This window comes from Reinekea blandensis MED297, assembly GCF_000153185.1.
Taxonomy (GTDB): Bacteria; Pseudomonadota; Gammaproteobacteria; order Pseudomonadales; family Natronospirillaceae; genus Reinekea; species Reinekea blandensis.
Genome location: NZ_CH724149.1, coordinates 471,702 through 487,643 on the forward strand (window position 1 = coordinate 471,702; position 15,942 = coordinate 487,643).

At 52.5% G+C, this 15,942-nt stretch carries 14 protein-coding genes; 8 read left to right on the forward strand and 6 right to left on the reverse strand.

Annotated elements, in window-relative coordinates; translation table 11 throughout:
• Window positions 1–101 precede the first annotated feature (101 nt).
• On the reverse strand, window positions 102–1,853 hold the full coding sequence (gene dauA, locus MED297_RS02155) for a C4-dicarboxylic acid transporter DauA (RefSeq protein ID WP_008041944.1): 1,752 nt from the start codon (window positions 1,851–1,853) through the stop codon (window positions 102–104).
• A 183-nt stretch (window positions 1,854–2,036) separates the two neighbouring features.
• Between dauA and MED297_RS02160 the strand changes: the two genes are divergently transcribed.
• Genes MED297_RS02160 through MED297_RS02180 form a run of 5 tightly spaced genes read left to right on the forward strand, consistent with a single transcriptional unit; the run spans window position 2,037 to window position 4,332 of the window.
• The gene (locus MED297_RS02160; protein ID WP_008041945.1) at window positions 2,037–2,471 is read left to right on the forward strand and encodes a YunG family protein; all 435 of its coding nucleotides are present in this window, start codon (window positions 2,037–2,039) and stop codon (window positions 2,469–2,471) included.
• Between the two features lie 43 nt (window positions 2,472–2,514).
• Complete coding sequence (locus MED297_RS02165) at window positions 2,515–2,835, forward strand: hypothetical protein (protein ID WP_008041946.1); 321 nt, start codon at window positions 2,515–2,517, stop codon at window positions 2,833–2,835.
• Between the two features lie 11 nt (window positions 2,836–2,846).
• Window positions 2,847–3,281 carry a hypothetical protein gene (locus tag MED297_RS02170; protein ID WP_008041947.1) on the forward strand — a complete coding sequence of 145 codons (435 nt, stop codon included), beginning with the start codon at window positions 2,847–2,849 and terminating at the stop codon, window positions 3,279–3,281.
• A 37-nt stretch (window positions 3,282–3,318) separates the two neighbouring features.
• Window positions 3,319–3,924 carry a rhomboid family intramembrane serine protease gene (locus MED297_RS02175; RefSeq protein WP_040556396.1) on the forward strand — a complete coding sequence of 202 codons (606 nt, stop codon included), beginning with the start codon at window positions 3,319–3,321 and terminating at the stop codon, window positions 3,922–3,924.
• Window positions 3,925–3,969: 45 nt separating this feature from the next.
• Window positions 3,970–4,332 (forward strand): cupin domain-containing protein, encoded by a 363-nt coding sequence (locus MED297_RS02180; protein ID WP_008041949.1) that lies wholly within the window; start codon window positions 3,970–3,972, stop codon window positions 4,330–4,332.
• Window positions 4,333–4,439: 107 nt separating this feature from the next.
• On the opposite strand, the gene MED297_RS02185 is transcribed toward MED297_RS02180, so the two are convergent.
• The gene (locus tag MED297_RS02185; protein ID WP_008041957.1) at window positions 4,440–7,718 is read right to left on the reverse strand and encodes a glycosyl hydrolase; all 3,279 of its coding nucleotides are present in this window, start codon (window positions 7,716–7,718) and stop codon (window positions 4,440–4,442) included.
• A gap of 496 nt (window positions 7,719–8,214) precedes the next feature.
• On the opposite strand from MED297_RS02185, the gene rnk reads away from it, so the two are divergent.
• Together rnk and MED297_RS02195 are read left to right on the forward strand one after the other, a co-directional pair.
• Window positions 8,215–8,643 carry a nucleoside diphosphate kinase regulator gene (gene rnk, locus MED297_RS02190; RefSeq protein WP_008041958.1) on the forward strand — a complete coding sequence of 143 codons (429 nt, stop codon included), beginning with the start codon at window positions 8,215–8,217 and terminating at the stop codon, window positions 8,641–8,643.
• Complete coding sequence (locus MED297_RS02195; RefSeq protein ID WP_008041959.1) at window positions 8,640–8,948, forward strand: hypothetical protein; 309 nt, start codon at window positions 8,640–8,642, stop codon at window positions 8,946–8,948. The genes rnk and MED297_RS02195 overlap by 4 nt, the downstream gene beginning before the upstream one ends.
• Here MED297_RS02195 and MED297_RS20985 read toward each other — a convergent pair.
• The 4 genes from MED297_RS20985 to MED297_RS02215 all read right to left on the reverse strand — a co-directional run bounded on the left by MED297_RS20985 (window position 8,945) and on the right by MED297_RS02215 (window position 14,643).
• On the reverse strand, window positions 8,945–10,207 hold the full coding sequence (locus tag MED297_RS20985) for a GGDEF domain-containing protein (RefSeq protein WP_050762846.1): 1,263 nt from the start codon (window positions 10,205–10,207) through the stop codon (window positions 8,945–8,947). The genes MED297_RS02195 and MED297_RS20985 overlap by 4 nt on opposite strands.
• Entirely contained in the window at window positions 10,204–11,118 is a 915-nt protein-coding gene (locus tag MED297_RS02205; RefSeq protein WP_040556397.1) for an ABC transporter substrate-binding protein, read from the reverse strand. Before MED297_RS02205 ends, MED297_RS20985 begins: the two co-directional genes overlap by 4 nt.
• Window positions 11,119–11,315: 197 nt before the next feature.
• Complete coding sequence (locus tag MED297_RS02210) at window positions 11,316–13,166, reverse strand: putative bifunctional diguanylate cyclase/phosphodiesterase (protein WP_008041965.1); 1,851 nt, start codon at window positions 13,164–13,166, stop codon at window positions 11,316–11,318.
• A 283-nt stretch (window positions 13,167–13,449) separates the two neighbouring features.
• The gene (locus MED297_RS02215) at window positions 13,450–14,643 is read right to left on the reverse strand and encodes an AGE family epimerase/isomerase (RefSeq protein ID WP_008041966.1); all 1,194 of its coding nucleotides are present in this window, start codon (window positions 14,641–14,643) and stop codon (window positions 13,450–13,452) included.
• 314 nt (window positions 14,644–14,957) lie between these two features.
• On the opposite strand from MED297_RS02215, the gene MED297_RS02220 reads away from it, so the two are divergent.
• On the forward strand, window positions 14,958–15,914 hold the full coding sequence (locus MED297_RS02220) for a formylglycine-generating enzyme family protein (protein WP_161599259.1): 957 nt from the start codon (window positions 14,958–14,960) through the stop codon (window positions 15,912–15,914).
• Window positions 15,915–15,942 lie beyond the last annotated feature (28 nt).

Consider the following 15,942-nt stretch of genomic DNA (forward strand, 5'->3'; position numbering starts at 1 on the left):
GTATCGAATCAAGCGATTAACCACCGAGAGTGATCATCCGCCGAAAACTGAATCGTCGTGGGGTGGCATAAGCGCGCACGTCCACGACATTTACATCCGGGTCAAACGCTTTTCGGGGTCGATGCGGCCGTTTCAGACGGCAGCGCTTCCAACGCATCGTGTAACGTCGAAAACACGACGCAGCGATCTCCTTCCGGTTCAAACCCGGCTTTCGCCAATGTTTTCAGTGGCTGGAACTGGAAGTCGGCCAGATACAGCCGGGTGTTATTGCTCATGCAGGCTTGTCGGAAACGGGTGAGGGCGGCGAGGCCGCCGGCATCAAGCACTGGCACGCCATCCATATACAACACCAGTCCGTCCTGATCGTTACACTGCGCGGCTAAATCCCCAAAGACACGATCGGCCGCGGCAAAAAACAACGGTCCGTTGATTTTAAAGACTTTCCAGTTCGCCGGAACGGGTGTGGGCAACAGTCGGCGGTTGTCGCTGATGTCTTTGACTTTGGTCATGTCGGCCATGTTTTTCATGAACAGCAAACTGGCGAGGACAATCCCGGCGGTGATGGCAATGACCATGTCGAAAAATACCGTCAGTGACAGACACACACCAAAAACAACGATGTCCGGCCCCGGTGACTTTTTCAGAAAATGTTTGGCCTTCGGTGCTTCGCTCATGTTCCAGGCGACCAGCATTAACAACGCAGCCATAGACGCCATGGGCAAATACCCCAACCAGCGTGACAGCACCACCAGGGCCACCAAGACCACGAGTGCATGAATCATCGCGGCAATCGGCGTGACGGCTCCGGCTTTGACGTTTGCAGCCGAGCGGGCGATGGCGGCGGTGGCGGTAATACCACCAAAAAACGGGGTGATGACATTGCCGATGCCCTGGCCCATCAGCTCACTGTTGGCGCTGTGTTTTTTACCGGTCATACCATCGAGCACGACCGCACAAAGCAGCGATTCAATCGCCCCCAACATGGCAATGGCAAAGGCCGCTGAGAGTAGATCCTGTATCACATCCCATTGCAGAGTCAGGGTGGGATCTCCGCTCTGACTGCGCAGCCACGGCCATTCAAAGGAAGGCAAAACCGGTGGAATACCCGCCAGAACAAGCCCCTCATCTGTGACAAACTCAAAGGTGGAAGCAATGGTGGCGACGTCCGTCCCCATTTGGTTCAGCACCAGAGCGGAAAGCGTCCCGACCAGCACCGCGGGCAAATGCGCGGGGATCGGCAGGCGTAAACGTGGCCACAGCAACAGAGTGAGCAGAGTGATGGAACCAACAATCACGCTTCCTGTAGCGGCCGTCGGTAAGTGCTGCACGATAGCGTGGATCTTGCCGACAAAATGCTCAGGCATCTCATCAATGGTTAACCCCAAAAAGTCTTTTAACTGCAAACTGGCAATGACAATGGCTATCCCACCGGTAAAGCCCAGCGTGACCGACTCAGGAATGTATTCGATGTAGCGGCCCAGGCGCAGAGTAGCCATCAGCATCTGCATGAGCCCGGCCAATACCGTGGCAATCAATAGCCCGGCCAAGCCGTACTGTTGTGTGACCGGATAGAGAATGACGACAAAAGCCGCTGTTGGCCCGGAAATGCTGAAGCGTGACCCACCCAGCAAGGGAATCAGGAACCCGGCAATAAACGCACTGTACAGACCGTATTGCGGGCTGACGCCACTGGCGATGGCCAACGCCATGGATAGCGGTATGGCGATAATCCCGACCGTTAACCCGGCAATCAGGTCTTTAAACAGGGTCGAGCGGTTGTAGGCCGTTTCGGCCAACGACTCGCGCAGTGCGTGGGCCAGTTGCAGGGAGAACAGATGACGACGATGGGCCATGGTGGGCAAAACCTTCTGCTGGGGCGGGAACGGTGCTCATTGTGCGTTTATATTAGGAAAATACAATGTTAATTTGCAGTCGAGTTGATGTGGGTTTGGATATTCAATCGCCGGGCCAGTTATTGTGATCCTCGCTTAACGAATGCTAGAGTGACCGCCTTTAATCGAAGAGTCACGCTAGAGATGACAGTGATTGACCCTCCGTCTACTGCGTCGTTGACCGTTCATGACGTGCTCGAAGCACTCAAGCAATCCTGGTCATCAGCGACCACCGAAGAGCCTGAAAACTGGACTCCCGATAATCTCAGTCGCGGTCAATGCGGTATTTCATCGCTGATTATCCACGACTACTTCGCCGGGCGTTTGGTGCTGTGGAAAGTGTTTGTCGGTGACCAACAGGTCGGTTTTCATTATTCGAACGAATTGCCTGATGGTACCGCGTTTGACGCAACGGGCGATCAGTTTTGGCCAGAAGAGGTACTTCGCGAGCCGACTGTGTTGGAACGGCCCTGTCGCTTACCCAAGGTAGGTGCAGATCGGTATCTCATCCTATCGAAACGGGTTCGTGACGTTTTGGCTAAAGTCAGCCGTGTCGTTGAGCATTACGATACCGATTGACTTCTTGTTAGATTGTTTACGTCAAGGTGAAAAGGAGCATTCAATGGCGACCACTCGTTATCGTCAGGTACAGATCAACGGCGTAGACTTGTCCGTTCTCAAGTCCGATGGGAAAGACGTCGATCATTGGGATCAGTCGGAGATTATGGAAGTGACGACTTCTGAAAGTTTCCTGACATTTATGCCAGGAAAAAAACAACCGATACTGGTGACAGCAACACCACCGAGCGATGAACAACTTGCGCAGGCGATTCAAAATCCGGGAAAAGGTGTTCATTGGTTCGGCAGGAAAGAAACAATTTCTCTGGTGTCATTCGGGGTGTTCTTGATAAGTGTCTTTGTCTTTTTTTTGATGATCGATTAAGAGCCATTGTTATGTGGACTGTGATCATTCCTGAAATCTGCAAACGCATTGAAAGCCTTGGCGTGAAGTATCACGTCGATGCGTCATCGTCGCTTTATGTCTATGGTTTGGACTTTGAGATGGACGATTTGGACATCACCGTGGAGTGGGGGAAAATCGGTCTTGTGCGGCAAGCATTTCTGCAGCATCAGCCCGAGGCGATATCCGGGACTGAACCTCAAAAGTTCACGTTTGTGTATCGACAGTACCTGATTGATGTCATGTCCTATCAGAGCGAGTCGGGAATTGGGCTGGATAGCGAACGGATTCAGGTGAATTTCAGTGGTCACACGATCTGGTCCAAGACACCCTCTTTTTATCTTAACCGCATGCGTAAAGATCATCCCTTACGAACGTCGGCCTTTCGGTTTTTTAAACACCATCCGCTTAAAATAATAACTGAATAAGGCAGTATGCCTCGAGCTAAAGCGGTTAAGGACTGGCATGACATTGTTTAAATCCTCATACCTGACGCTTTTTCTGTGCCTAGCGACGTTGATGTGCTCAATGACGGTCAGTTATCTGGTAACCGGAAATGTCTTCGGTAAGGTTCGGATTATTGATCTGGAAGCTTACGGTGGCGTGACAATCGAGCACCTACGGAACGGGGAGTATTGGCGACTGCTGATGTCTCAACTGGTGCACAGTAAACCTATTCATATGCTGTATAATTTACTTTCACTGCTGCTCTTGGGCGGGGTATTGGAGCGGCGCGTCGGCTCGTTCCGGTTTTTGTTTGTTTGGTTTGTGGGTGGGGCGATTGGTACTGTAGTCAGCACCTTTACGGTGCCTGCTCCTTGGAATCTGGGTACAGGAGGTTCACAGGCGGTTTTGTCGGTGGCGGGGTTGGGCGTGATGTTATACGCCTTGCGTGTGGATCGGTCCCGGTTCTTGTTGGGCGTGCTGCTTTTTGCACTCGCGCCGGCGCTCATTTTGGATGTCCTGCATTCACCATCTCACTTACCGAAAGCAGGTCATGTTGTCAGTCTAATGGCTGGCTTGCTGCTGGGTGGATTGTTGTTAAAATTTCGACGGCATCGCCTTGTGTAAGGACGTAAAGGTTGATGAATCAAACGGTAAAAATGGAGAGTAGATATGACCTCAGCGATCAATATGCTGGAGAAGTTTTCTAAGTTCAGTGAGCAGTGGTCGCCTCGTGTGATCGCTGAAATGAACGATTACCAGTTTAAGGTGGCAAGAATTCAGGGTGAGTTTGTCTGGCACGATCATCCGGACACCGATGAGGTGTTTATTGTACTCGAAGGTGAGATGGGCATTGAGTTCAGAGACGGGGCGGTGACATTGCAAACCGGTGAACTCTATGTGGTGCCCAAAGGCGTGGAGCATAAGCCGTTTGCACAAACCGAGTGTAAAATTCTGCTGGTGGAACCCAAAGGCGTGGTGAATACCGGCGATGTTGAATCCGAAAAAACCGCGGAGAACGATGTGTGGGTTTAAACCGGTAAGTAAGTCTGGTTTTTTGTGACCAAACGTCCATTGAGTGTTCAAACAAAAAGGCCCGGAATGCTCCGGGCCTTTTGCGTGTTACCTAGGGTGCTGATAGTTTACTGAGCGTTCAGGCGAACCTCATAAATTGAGTAACCCCAGTTATTACCGGCGCTTCGGTTACCCATGACCAGCGATACAAACCGTGCCGTTTGGTTCAGAGTGATCACATCCGTGCGGTTACCAAAAGTGCCGCCACTGTATGAAGTCGCAAACCACCAGTCGCTGCCGTTGTCAGACAACCAGACATCGTACTGTTCGGCATTAGCCGCTTCCCAGTCCACTTCCAGCGTGCCGATCGCAGCACTCTGTGGCAGGTCAATGGTCAGCCATTGGCCGTCGTTCTGCCAGTCACTTTCCCAACGGGTTGAGCTGTCGCCGTCAATCGCCAGAGCGGCACCTTGCATGGCGGAGCTGGCCGTCGCATTCACCGGTGTCAGGCTGCCAGTGCTGCCGCCGTTGTCGCCACCATTGTCACCACCGTTATCACCGCCATTATTACTGCCGCCGCTGCCAAAGGTGTAAGTCGACCATTCAGTGTCATACGCCAATCCGTCAATGACGGTGAAGAAGACGTCGATCTGGTCGCCGTTGTTCAGGTTGTTGATGGTGTGAACATGCTCAGAGCCATTTGCGGTCATGCGGATGTTCTGCTGTGGTCCGCCGTTGACGATGTAGTGAATGTCAACGTAGGTGCCGACATTGGCCGTAACCGTCAGACTGTCACCGCTTTCAGAGAAGCAGAAGTCGGTGCATGGGGTACCAGTGTCGCCACCATTGTCACCACCGTTATCACCTCCATTGTCGCCGCCGTTATCACCACCATTGTTGCCACCGCCATCTGGCGTGCCGTAGCCGGTAATGCCAAAGCTGTTGGCCGGAACGTTCAGCGTTGTGCCGTCCGAGAAGGTAACGGTTTGTGCACTGTCGCGGTAGTTATAGGCGACATAGGTACGCTGGCCGTTCTTCACATAAACCTGTGCCGTTGGGCTGTCTGCGGTAATGCTGCCTTTGCCGGTTTCAATATGGCCAAGGATGTTCAGTGCGTGAATCCAGTGATAGGTGTGTGGTTTGGTTTCACCAGCTTCGACATCGTAGTTGAAGTTCATGCTGTTGAAGTCAGCAATCGCAGCTTCAGGTTCGGTCATCGCCCAGATGTTCCACCAGACATCACGCCATTGGTCGTTTGCCAAGCCGGAAGGCTTACCGTTCGACGATTCGCTCATGCCCAGATCCACATACTGGCTGAGGTAATCGGCGTACTGTCCGATGTGCATCACCATTGGGTTCAGTGGCAAGCCCTGAATGCCCAGAATGTGCGCGTAAGCACCGGAGAACCAGGTTGAGAATACATGGCCGCTGCCCCAGATGATGGAGGTGGTCATCTTGTCGTATTCCGGCGCGAAGTTATCGTACGGCGCGCCCAGACCACGGAAGCGGTCGATGTTGTTCCAGTACTCCCAGTAGCTGGCTGTAGAGAGTGTGTGCAGATACACACCATGATCAACCAGGTCATCATTGCCGGTGATTTCACCGTACAGGATGATGGCGCCATAAGCGTTGGCCGCTTCGGACGTTGACTCGTTGTTGTTACCCAAGACAAAGTTGGCGTGACCGGAGGCCCAGCTGAAACCGTTGGCCGGGTCGAAGTTACGCACGTAAGGGAACAGTGGGTCATTGCGTTGGCCGGCATAGTCGCGGATCAGCATTTCCACCATGCCGCCCCAGTTGTTAGGGGCACACCAGTTCTTGTCAGTTCGGCAGATTTCGGCCGCGGCGCGAACAAAATAACCGTAGTGGAAGTGGTGGTCGTTCAGCTGTTGTTGAGCTCCGAAACTTTCGTCGTATCCGAGCAGGGTGTTCCATTGATCGTCATACGAGAAATAACGGGTCACATCCGGCTGACCGTTGGTCTGCGCGGTAAACCAGTCTTCCAGTTCGGCTTTCAGCCAGTTCACCAGAGTCTGGTGTTCGCTGGTCAGGCCGTGCTCATGGGCCAGTGCTGCCACTTCGGCAACTTTGCCATAGCTTTTGCCGGACCAGTATGTATCGCTGTAGGTGTTCCAGGCCGATGGTCCTTCGGCGACAAAGTCGCGAATTAATTGAGTCAGCGTCGCCGGGTCGTAGCTGCGGTTCAGTGCAGGTAGCGCTGGCAGCACACCAACAAACGGGAGGCGATACTGGAACTGATTGACGTTGGCAAACTTCAGGTAACCACGGGCACTGCGAACCTGGTCCTGGCTGTTCACACCGCCAACTGAGTTTTTCCATTGCAGAGGCATCAGGCCGGTGAAGGTATCGACGGGTTGACCATTGCGCAGGTAGCGCTGTGTGACGGTCACGTCCTGAGTCTGGTCATCCACCTGATAGTCGATGCGCACTTCGTCGACGCGGTTCAAAGCGCGTGCGGCAAAGCGGCTGATTTTGCCGGCATCGGGCGTGGCGCCATTTTCAGTGGGGATCAGCGCGACCGTAATCTGTCCGGAGCCGTTTGACACCCGAACGGTGTCGCTGTTGATGTTGTGGAACTGAGTACTGCCGTTACCAACCACCAGGTAGTTGCCCCGGATACCGGCAACGTCCGTCCATACACCCAGTTGGTTGGCGCTTTGATGATAGACACCACGTTCACCACCCGTCGCAGCTTTGGTGCGCAGTTCCAGTTCACCCTGCAACACGTTCATGAAAACGTAAGGGGAGCCGTGGACGAAGGTGCCGCGCATGACCGCAGAACCGTTGCTCTGCCATTCGACAGTGACACTGCCATCAGAATAATCATACATTTTGGCGTCGAGGCTTGGGAACGCGCTGTTGCCGATGGCAATGCCATCAAACACTTCATCGAATGGGGCCGGTACGTCATAGGTATCGGCGTTGCCGTTTTTAAACTGCATACCGCTCGGGATGCTTGCCATACGGAAACCGCGGTTGGTAATGCGGGCTGCGATTGGGTCCGGTGTGATGTAGCCGGCGCGATTGGCGTCACCAATGCCCATGTCGCCATAAAAAGCGACCGAACCCCACCAACGGTGAGTTCCGGTCGGTGCGGCATCGGCCGGACCGGTCACGTGTGGGTAGACTTTGGTGGGTTCACCAATTGGTCCAAGGACCGGGTCACAGCCTGCAATTCCGGGCTCGACGACACCGGCATTGTGAATCCAGGCGCCGTAATCGTTGACGCAGGTATAACCGTCCGGGTTCGGGCGATCGGCAATGCTGCCGGCACCGATTGATTGAACGGCTGCGAGGGCGGTGGTGGAGGTGATGGTCAGAAACAGCGTGCTGGCTAAAGCACTTCGGACCCTGGTTCGTGATGTTGCGTTATTGTTGTAATCCATGGGTGTACTCCTCTGTAAGCGGTTACATGCTAGATGAAAGCGCTTACATCGGTCAATTACTCATCAATTATTTTTTGAACCGAGTCTCAAGATGTAGTGGTTTGCACATAAGTCTTGAAAAGACCTTGATCCTCTGTGTTCCTCATGAAGAGCAGGTTTGACCCTATTTGACCGGTCAAAAAGGTCGGGTCTCGACCTCCCGGACTGTTCTTTCTTCCGGTCGATGCTATGATCCGGGTATGAATAACTTCGTCACCTTTAATTCCCGTTCTATCTACACACTGCGGTTCGTGCGTTCCAGCAGTGCCTTTCCCCTGTCAGGGCGATCAGTGAGCGCCGCCTGATCGCCCGATCTGTCCCGTAAGTACAATTGGTTTTCGTCTCAACGCCAGCAGTCGTTAGGTAAGTCCTGTTAACTGGGTTAACTGCGTCTGAGCGATGCTTTTTTGCGATTCTGACGACTCGGCGTGCGTCTCCTTTTTTACTGAGGTGACCTATGGTCTTCCCAAAACCCGATGTTTTTATCAGTGAACACGACTGGCAACGACTGCAACGGCTCGTTGCACATTACCCCGATCATGAAGCCATCGATTGGCTCGAAAGCGAACTGGACAGGGCTACTGTTTGCCTGCCAAATGAGTTGCCTGCTGATGCGGTTCAACTGGGTTCAGTGGTCCGTTTTCAGTTGTCATCATCCGGCCAGGTTTATCTGCGAGAGCTGGTACTGCCTGAGCAACGCCAACACGACGAGCACATCTCGGTGTTATCGCCTGTAGGAATGGCCCTGCTGGGGCTGAGAGTTGGCGATGAGATCGCCTGGCCGTCGTCGCCCGGGCAATCAACGACGGTTCGGATACTCGACGTGAAGCAGGATCGGGAGCTCTGGACCGAACCCGCTCCGGATGTCTCGGTGCAAACGTTATGACTCACGACACTCGTAACTCACTCGATGCCTGGTATCAAAATATGGCAGCCCACGTTCAGCAGTTGGGCTTTAAGGCGGTATTGAACCGACGATATACGGCCGATGACGCACAACAAACCCGGCTCAAATTGAGTAACGGACGCAAGTTGATGGTGATGTCGATGACCGAGCAAGGCTGGGTTGAAATCACCGAAATGAACTTGCTTAACGATGGCTTTCGTCGACATCGTCAAAAGATCTCTGACGAGAGTGAAGCGAATGCCATGTTTACGTTGGCATGGCAACAACTGGTCGGTGTTGATTAATCCTGAGCAATGACGATGCGGTTGCGCCCGCTGTTCTTGGCATCGTAGAGCGCGGTGTCGGCGCGGGTGAAAAGTTGGGTTAAGGTGTCGGTCGGAAACAGTGACGTCAGGCCGACACTCATCGTCAGTGGTTTTTCGAGAATGGCGTGACGAGAAAAACGGGTGGAGAAACATTCCTGAAGGCGTTCTGCCAGCTCATGACCGGCTTCGAGTGTTGTATCGGTCAGGATGATCGCGAACTCTTCGCCACCGTATCGTGCCAGGACATCGGATTCACGAATACACTCCGTCAGCGCCTGGCAGGTTTCCTGAAGAATCTGATCTCCAACCGCGTGACCGTAGTGGTCGTTCACTTGTTTGAAATGGTCGAGATCCAAAAAGAGGAGTGTCAGTGGATGATTGTGACGCCGTGATCGCTGAACTTCTTCGTCTAACCGGGTCGTCAGTGCACGGCGATTCAGTACGCCTGTCAGCGAATCATGCATTGCCTGGTGATTCAACTCTTCGGTGCGTTGCCTGACAATGTCCTCAAGCTCAGCCTTGCTGTATGTCAGTGTCTTCAGGCTGTTCAGCATGTGATTGATGGATTGTCCGATCAGCCCGAACTCGTCGTCGGCTTCAGAGTCTACTCGGATGTCCAGTTTTCCCTGACTGATTTTCTGTGTCGAGCGAACCAGTGCTTTCAGTCGATTAGCAAATCGTTGCGCCAAAAGCAGGTTAAACACAATCGGCACCAACGCGAGCAGAAATATGGCCACCAGTAGCAGTGTCAGTTGTTGGGTCAGCGCTTCCTGGCGTTGCAGCGTGACCGATTGAGCCAGTGTCAGACTGTCTTCCATCAAGATGTTCAGTTCGCTGATCATCTTGTCTTCCAGATGTGAGACGGCGACACCTTCGGTTGTTACGTTACCTAGGCTTAAAACTCGATCGTAGAGTTTTTGGACAACCAAAATCCGGCTCTCGATGGCTGCCAGTAATGAATCTAAACTGTCACTTTCAATGAAGAGTTTGTTGAGTTCAGTACGTGCCTGATTCAGCTCAAAACTGACATCACGATCTGCTGTTGCATCGTGGTATTGAATGACCAGGTAGGCGCTGGTCAGCGCTTGTTGCAGATGAGTCTCGGCGGCGCGGATGATGTTTTGTTGGCTGACGTTTTCAGCGGAGAACCGGGTAATGGCGACCAGCCCGATGATGATTAACATAAGGTTCAGAGAGATGACCAGCGCCATGGTGCGCAACTGTTTCCGTATTCTCATGTGTCTTGGCACCATTGTTCGGCCAGATCCGAGGGCGATGCCAACGATTCAGCATTCGCAAGATAGTTCTGGTAGTTCAATGGACGCGAACCGTTAAACCAGCGTGAGTTTGACAGTAAGGCGTAGCGGACTGAGGTGGCCGGTTTCACCTGAAATAAATAGTCGTTCCATATCCAGTCAATGAACGATTGGTCCGCATTCAGAACGGTACGAATTTCCTGTTGAACTTCCTGAGGGTGTTGATGAACTTTGATGGTCGCGAGCTGCAAAGCCCCGATGAGACGTTCAGCAACGGTTCTGTCTAATTTGGAGTTCTGATTGGATAGCAGCAGGAAGTGCAAACTGTGCAACGCTGCTGCATCCAGAACGTGGGCGTCGTTCTGTTCGATCAAGTCTGTCATTTGCCAGGCGAAAGGTTCCCAGACGCTGATAACATCGACTTTACCTTCCCGAAACAAGCTCACCAGCTGTTCCGGTGGGGCGTCCACTTGATCAAAGGTTTTGTCGGACTGGTAAAGGGCCAGGTAGGTTTGCATCAGATGTTCACTGGCAGATCCGCTCCAGTAGCCCAGGGTGCTGTTGGCCGGTAGAGGCTCGGGTTGACGTGAAATGAGTTTGATGTCGTTTTCTGAGCTGGCAAAACTGGCCAGAATGTTAAAAGGGGTGGTGTTTTGCTGAACTGCATAGGAAACGACACTGTCGGAAGAGGTCGAGAAGTCGACACGGTTTTCTTCCAACAGTTCAAAGGCGCGTTTGCCACCATTCACCTGAATCAGTTCAGGTAAAAGTCCGCATTGGCGGAAGTACCCGGAAGATTCGGCGACAAAAAAGGCCGTCGACAGCGGTGTCAGCGACACGGCAATCTTCACGTTGATCAGTTTCGGTGGGTCCGGGGCGCATTGACTCAGCATGAGCGCAACCAGAACGAAACCGAGTGGCCTCAGGGACTTCAATAAAGGTTCTCCCTGTCATTTTAATAAGGTGACTCGCGAAGAATAGAAGATCCTGTGCTGATCGAAAGGAAACTTTTATAGCTATTTTGAATAAAAAACAGCTAGCTTAGCTTGAGAGGGTATGTGTTCTGTTCTGAGAAAACCGACGAAGGGCGTCAGGCTGCGGTCTGAAGTGCTTGTTTCAGATCGTTGACCAACATGGGGCGAGCCAGCAGATAGCCCTGACCTTTCAGTATGCCTAACTCCTGAACACGAGCGAGTTCGTCTTCGGTTTCGATGCCTTCGGCAATGAGTCCGACGTTCAGTTCACCGGACATGGCAACGATAGCGCGCAACAGAGCGCCGGTGTCTTCGTTTAAGTGGCAGTGGTTGATGAACAAGCGGTCGACCTTAATGGCTTCAAACAACATCTTCTGCAGATGCCCGAGGTTGGAGTATCCCGTTCCAAAATCATCCAGCAACAGGCCGATGTTGTTTTGATGGAGCTGATCGAGGGTGGCATCAAACTCGGTATCCCGTTCGATCATTTCAGATTCAGTGATTTCGAGTTTCAGTGCGCTGAAGGGGAGCTGAGATTCCCGGATGACGTGCTCACATTGATCAAAGAACCCGGGAGACTTTAATTGGTTAGGAGCGATATTGACCGTGACGTAGAACTCCGGCTCAAGCTGTCTAAGCAAACGCGCCGCTTCGAGAGCATGATGCATGACAAATATCCACAGCTCGTCAATTAAGCCATTGGATTCAGCTAATGGGATGAACTCAGCCGGAGAAATTTCACCCAGTTCCGGATGTGCCCACCGAGCCAATACTTCCGCTCCGACGATATTTCGGGATTCCAGATGGACAATCGGTTGCAAAACAATATAGAACTGTTCATCAAGAATGGCGCTCATGATCTGACTCTGCAGTTGATAGCGCCGGTTGACGATTAACTCCATGGAGCGGTCATAAAAGTGGAAACGGTTTTTGCCATCTCGTTTTGAGCGGTACATGGCAATGTCGGCGCGCTTGACGGCGTCTTCGTAGGTTTCGGCATCTTTTGGCAGGCAGACGATGCCTATGGAACAGGTACAATGCAGCAGATTGCCGTCGATCTGAATTTCACGCATCGCGTGCTGAAGTAACTTTTGCGCCAGTTGAGCCAGTTGCAGTTCTTCAAGGTCTTCGACGAGAATCAGAAACTCATCTCCGCCAATCCGGCAGACCTGATCTGTCACCCGGGTGCAGTCAACAAGAGCCTGCGCTTTGGCTGTCAGAAAGCGATCGCCTACGGCGTGTCCCTGAGTGTCGTTAATGTCCTTGAACTCATCGAAGTCCACATAAATGACAGCGGCATTGGCGATCATGCCACGTGACAAGCGATGTTGGAGGACATCGAAATGCTCTTCCGCAAACTGACGGTTGGGCAGGTTGGTTAAGTTGTCATGCAGGGCTCGAAACTCAACATCTTCTTTGGCCCGGCGTACTTCCTCAACTTGCTGATTGAGCAGCGCAACCAGATTGATGTTGTCTCGCGCCAGGATCTTGGCTGCAATAGCTGTAATGACCAAAATGATACTGATGTTGAAGGCGTTGGAAAATGAGTTGCTTGATGGATCAAACACCCAGCCACTGTCAGCCGCAATACCCATCAGCAAAAGGTTGCAGATCAGGAAAACAAGCAGACTGTTGTAGAGGCTGTTAAAGCCGATCATGGAGGCAAATATCAGCAGGCCCGGCAACGCCATGACTGAATTATCACGGATGCCACCGGTACTCCACTGCATAGCGACCATCATCAAAGACAGAATGCCAATAAAACAGCCGGAAGCGAGTTTGTGGCGTTGTTGATAGGTAAACCAGGGCACCACCAATAACAGAACCGCACCGACCAATAAAATCCAAGCGTCGATGTAAGCGGGTTCATAGATGGCTTTTATGCCCAACAGAAGCAGCGGTACTTCGGCTATGACAACGAGCTGAGTAAGCCGTCGTCGGAAAATGTGGTTAACGTTCGTCTGCATGTAGGCGATCAGTACCGGTAAGCGTTTTCAAAGCCCGAAGTTTAGACGTTCAAACGGAGTCTGAAAACTGTCGATCAGGGTCTTGATTGATCGGGTTAGGTGTTGGTGTCAGTTAGGTCTTTGAAACAGTGCATTTCCAGCTTGAATGTGATTGGAATGATAATCTCATCCATTGGTAGGATGCGGTCTTCAGCGAGATCAGAAATGTGATTCAGGTCTCATTAAATGCCCCGGTCGGGGCATTTCTTCATCGTGATTCAGTGAATTTTACCAGGACCCGGTATCAGGCGTTTTTCTCCACCAGGTCCAGTACCAGGGCGCAAGCCCCGAGTGTGTGGTAGTCGCATTTGGCACCGGCTTCGCTTTTCCGGTCGGTGAGTTTGCTGTTGTCGGCATTCAGGATTCGATACCAGGCACCATGCCGGTGGTCGACAAAGTGCTGCCAACAGTAGTTCCACAAGCGGTCGTACCAACGCCAGTATTCCTCCTTGCCGGTTACGGTGGCAAGCAAAGCGGCGGCGGCAAAGCTTTCGGCCTGAACCCAGAAGTATTTGTCGTTATCGCAGATAGTCCCGTCGGGCGCAAAGCCGTAGAACAGTCCACCATGGGTATCATCCCAGGCGGTGTCGACGGCGCGCTGGAACAGCGATTCGGCGCGTTCAACCATCCAGCTTTCAGGGCGATGTCGGTGCAGCATCAGCAGCAGTTTGGTCCATTCAGTTTGATGACCGGGTTGAAAGCCCCAAGGTCGATACAGGTTTTTCGGATCGTCCCGGTTGTAATCCCAATCCGGCTCCAGCGTCGGGGTGTAATGCTCCCACACCAGACCGTCGGATTGGTCCGCCTGTCGAATGGCAACGGTTTGTGCAAGGGTGTAGGCCCGATCCAGGAACTGTGAATCGTCGGTGGCTTCATACGCCAGGATCATCGCTTCACAGGCGTGCATGTTGGCGTTTTGACCGCGATAAGGCGAGACCGTCTGCCAATCCGGAGAAATCTCGTCAGCGTAAAGACGTTCTTCCGGACGCCAGAAATGTTTCTCCAACAGTTCAAAGGTGTGATAAACATCGGCCCGTGCACTTTCGTCACCGCATTTCAGCGCAGTGGCATACATCAGCAGGACGAACGCCATGCCGTAGCAGTGGTTGGTTTCATCAACAGGACGGTCACCGTCCAGTACCCAAACATAGCCCTGGCGTTCGTTTTGCCAGTGACGTTCACGAACAAACGCCAGACCCTGTTGTGTTAAGTCGGCGTAATCGGGGTGTTCCGGGAACAAAGTTGAGGCGGTTGCGTAGTTGAAAACCATCCGGCAGCTGCTGACCAGTTGCTTATGGGCGTCATCAAAGGTCCGGCCATCATCAAAGTAATTCTGGCGAAACCCGCCTGCCGGGTCATTCACGTTCGGCTCGTAGAACTTGAGGATACTGTCGATATGAGATTTCAGGAACTCGGCAGAACGAAAATCAGGCAGCATTTGAGGTCTCCCAGCAGGATCAGAGTAAATGACGATCTTCAGACGTCGCAGTGTATCGGGAATGTCAGATCAGTCACAGATCCGTTGTGCCTTTATATACCAAACCATTGACCTGTTACATTTGACAGTTTACCGAAATCCCGAATCAACAGACACTGTGCTGCGCAACGGGGGCCGTCAAGGATGATGGCGCCTTAGCACGCCAAGGCACGAATGCCTTGTTGTTTGTCCTGATCTGTTGAGTCGTCATTGCCAGGATTGAAAGTTTCAGCCGCGTGGTCGTTGCGTCGCCATTTTCAGCGAAAGGAATGATTGTGGACTCTAAGAAAAATGCGAAACTTTTCCGACCTGGCTGGGCTGAACATGCTCCAGAAGGTAACGGACCGGTACGGCAGCTCGGGGAGCAGCCCCCGGAACTGTTAGTTTCTATTGTTGAAAGCCAGGAATATCCAATTGATTACCGGTTAGCCGCCGGTGAAGCACTCGCGCGTCGCGGCGACCCCAGAATCTCACTCACCAATCCGTCGATGATTGATATCCCGGCGGGTCGTGTTCGGGTAGGGCTGGCGGAGTCCGAGATGGACTCGGTGTTTGAGCAAAGCCGATCCTTTGGTGTGATGCGGGATGTCTTGGAGTTTGACGGACCTGAGCATCTCGTTGAGCTGTCGCCGTTCCGCATGGCCAAGTATTGTGTGACCAATACCGAATATTACGAGTTCGAAAAGGCAACCGGTTTCCAAAACACGCCGACCTCGTGGTCGGGTCGGCATTATGACCGTATCAAGTCAAACCATCCTGTCTTTTCCGTATCCTATGCCGCAGCGTTGGCTTATTGTGAATGGCTGACAGATCTGACCGGGCGTTCGTTTCGTCTACCCACAGAAGCCGAATGGGAGTTTGTGTCGAGCGGCTCAGATCATTTGCGTTTTCCGTGGGGCAACGAGTTTGAACCGGATCGCGCAAACACGATCGAAACACAAATGATGAGCACCACGCCAGTGGGTATGTTTGCGAATGGATGTTCACCGTTCGGTGTTTCTGATATGGCCGGAAATGTCGAAGAGTACACCAGCAGTTCCTTTAACGATTATCTCGGTCGGCCGATAATCGGAACGAACGGCGCGCGCAGTCTTGAAGGCATGCGCATTGCCAGAGGGGGAAGTTTTGCACGGTTCCATGATTTAACCCGGACCAGTTGTCGTCACCCAGTCTGTCAACCTGACAAGGTTGTTATTGGATTTCGACTGGTAGAAGATCTACCACTGCATTAATTTTAAAAAAAGAAACGCAGTCAGCTTA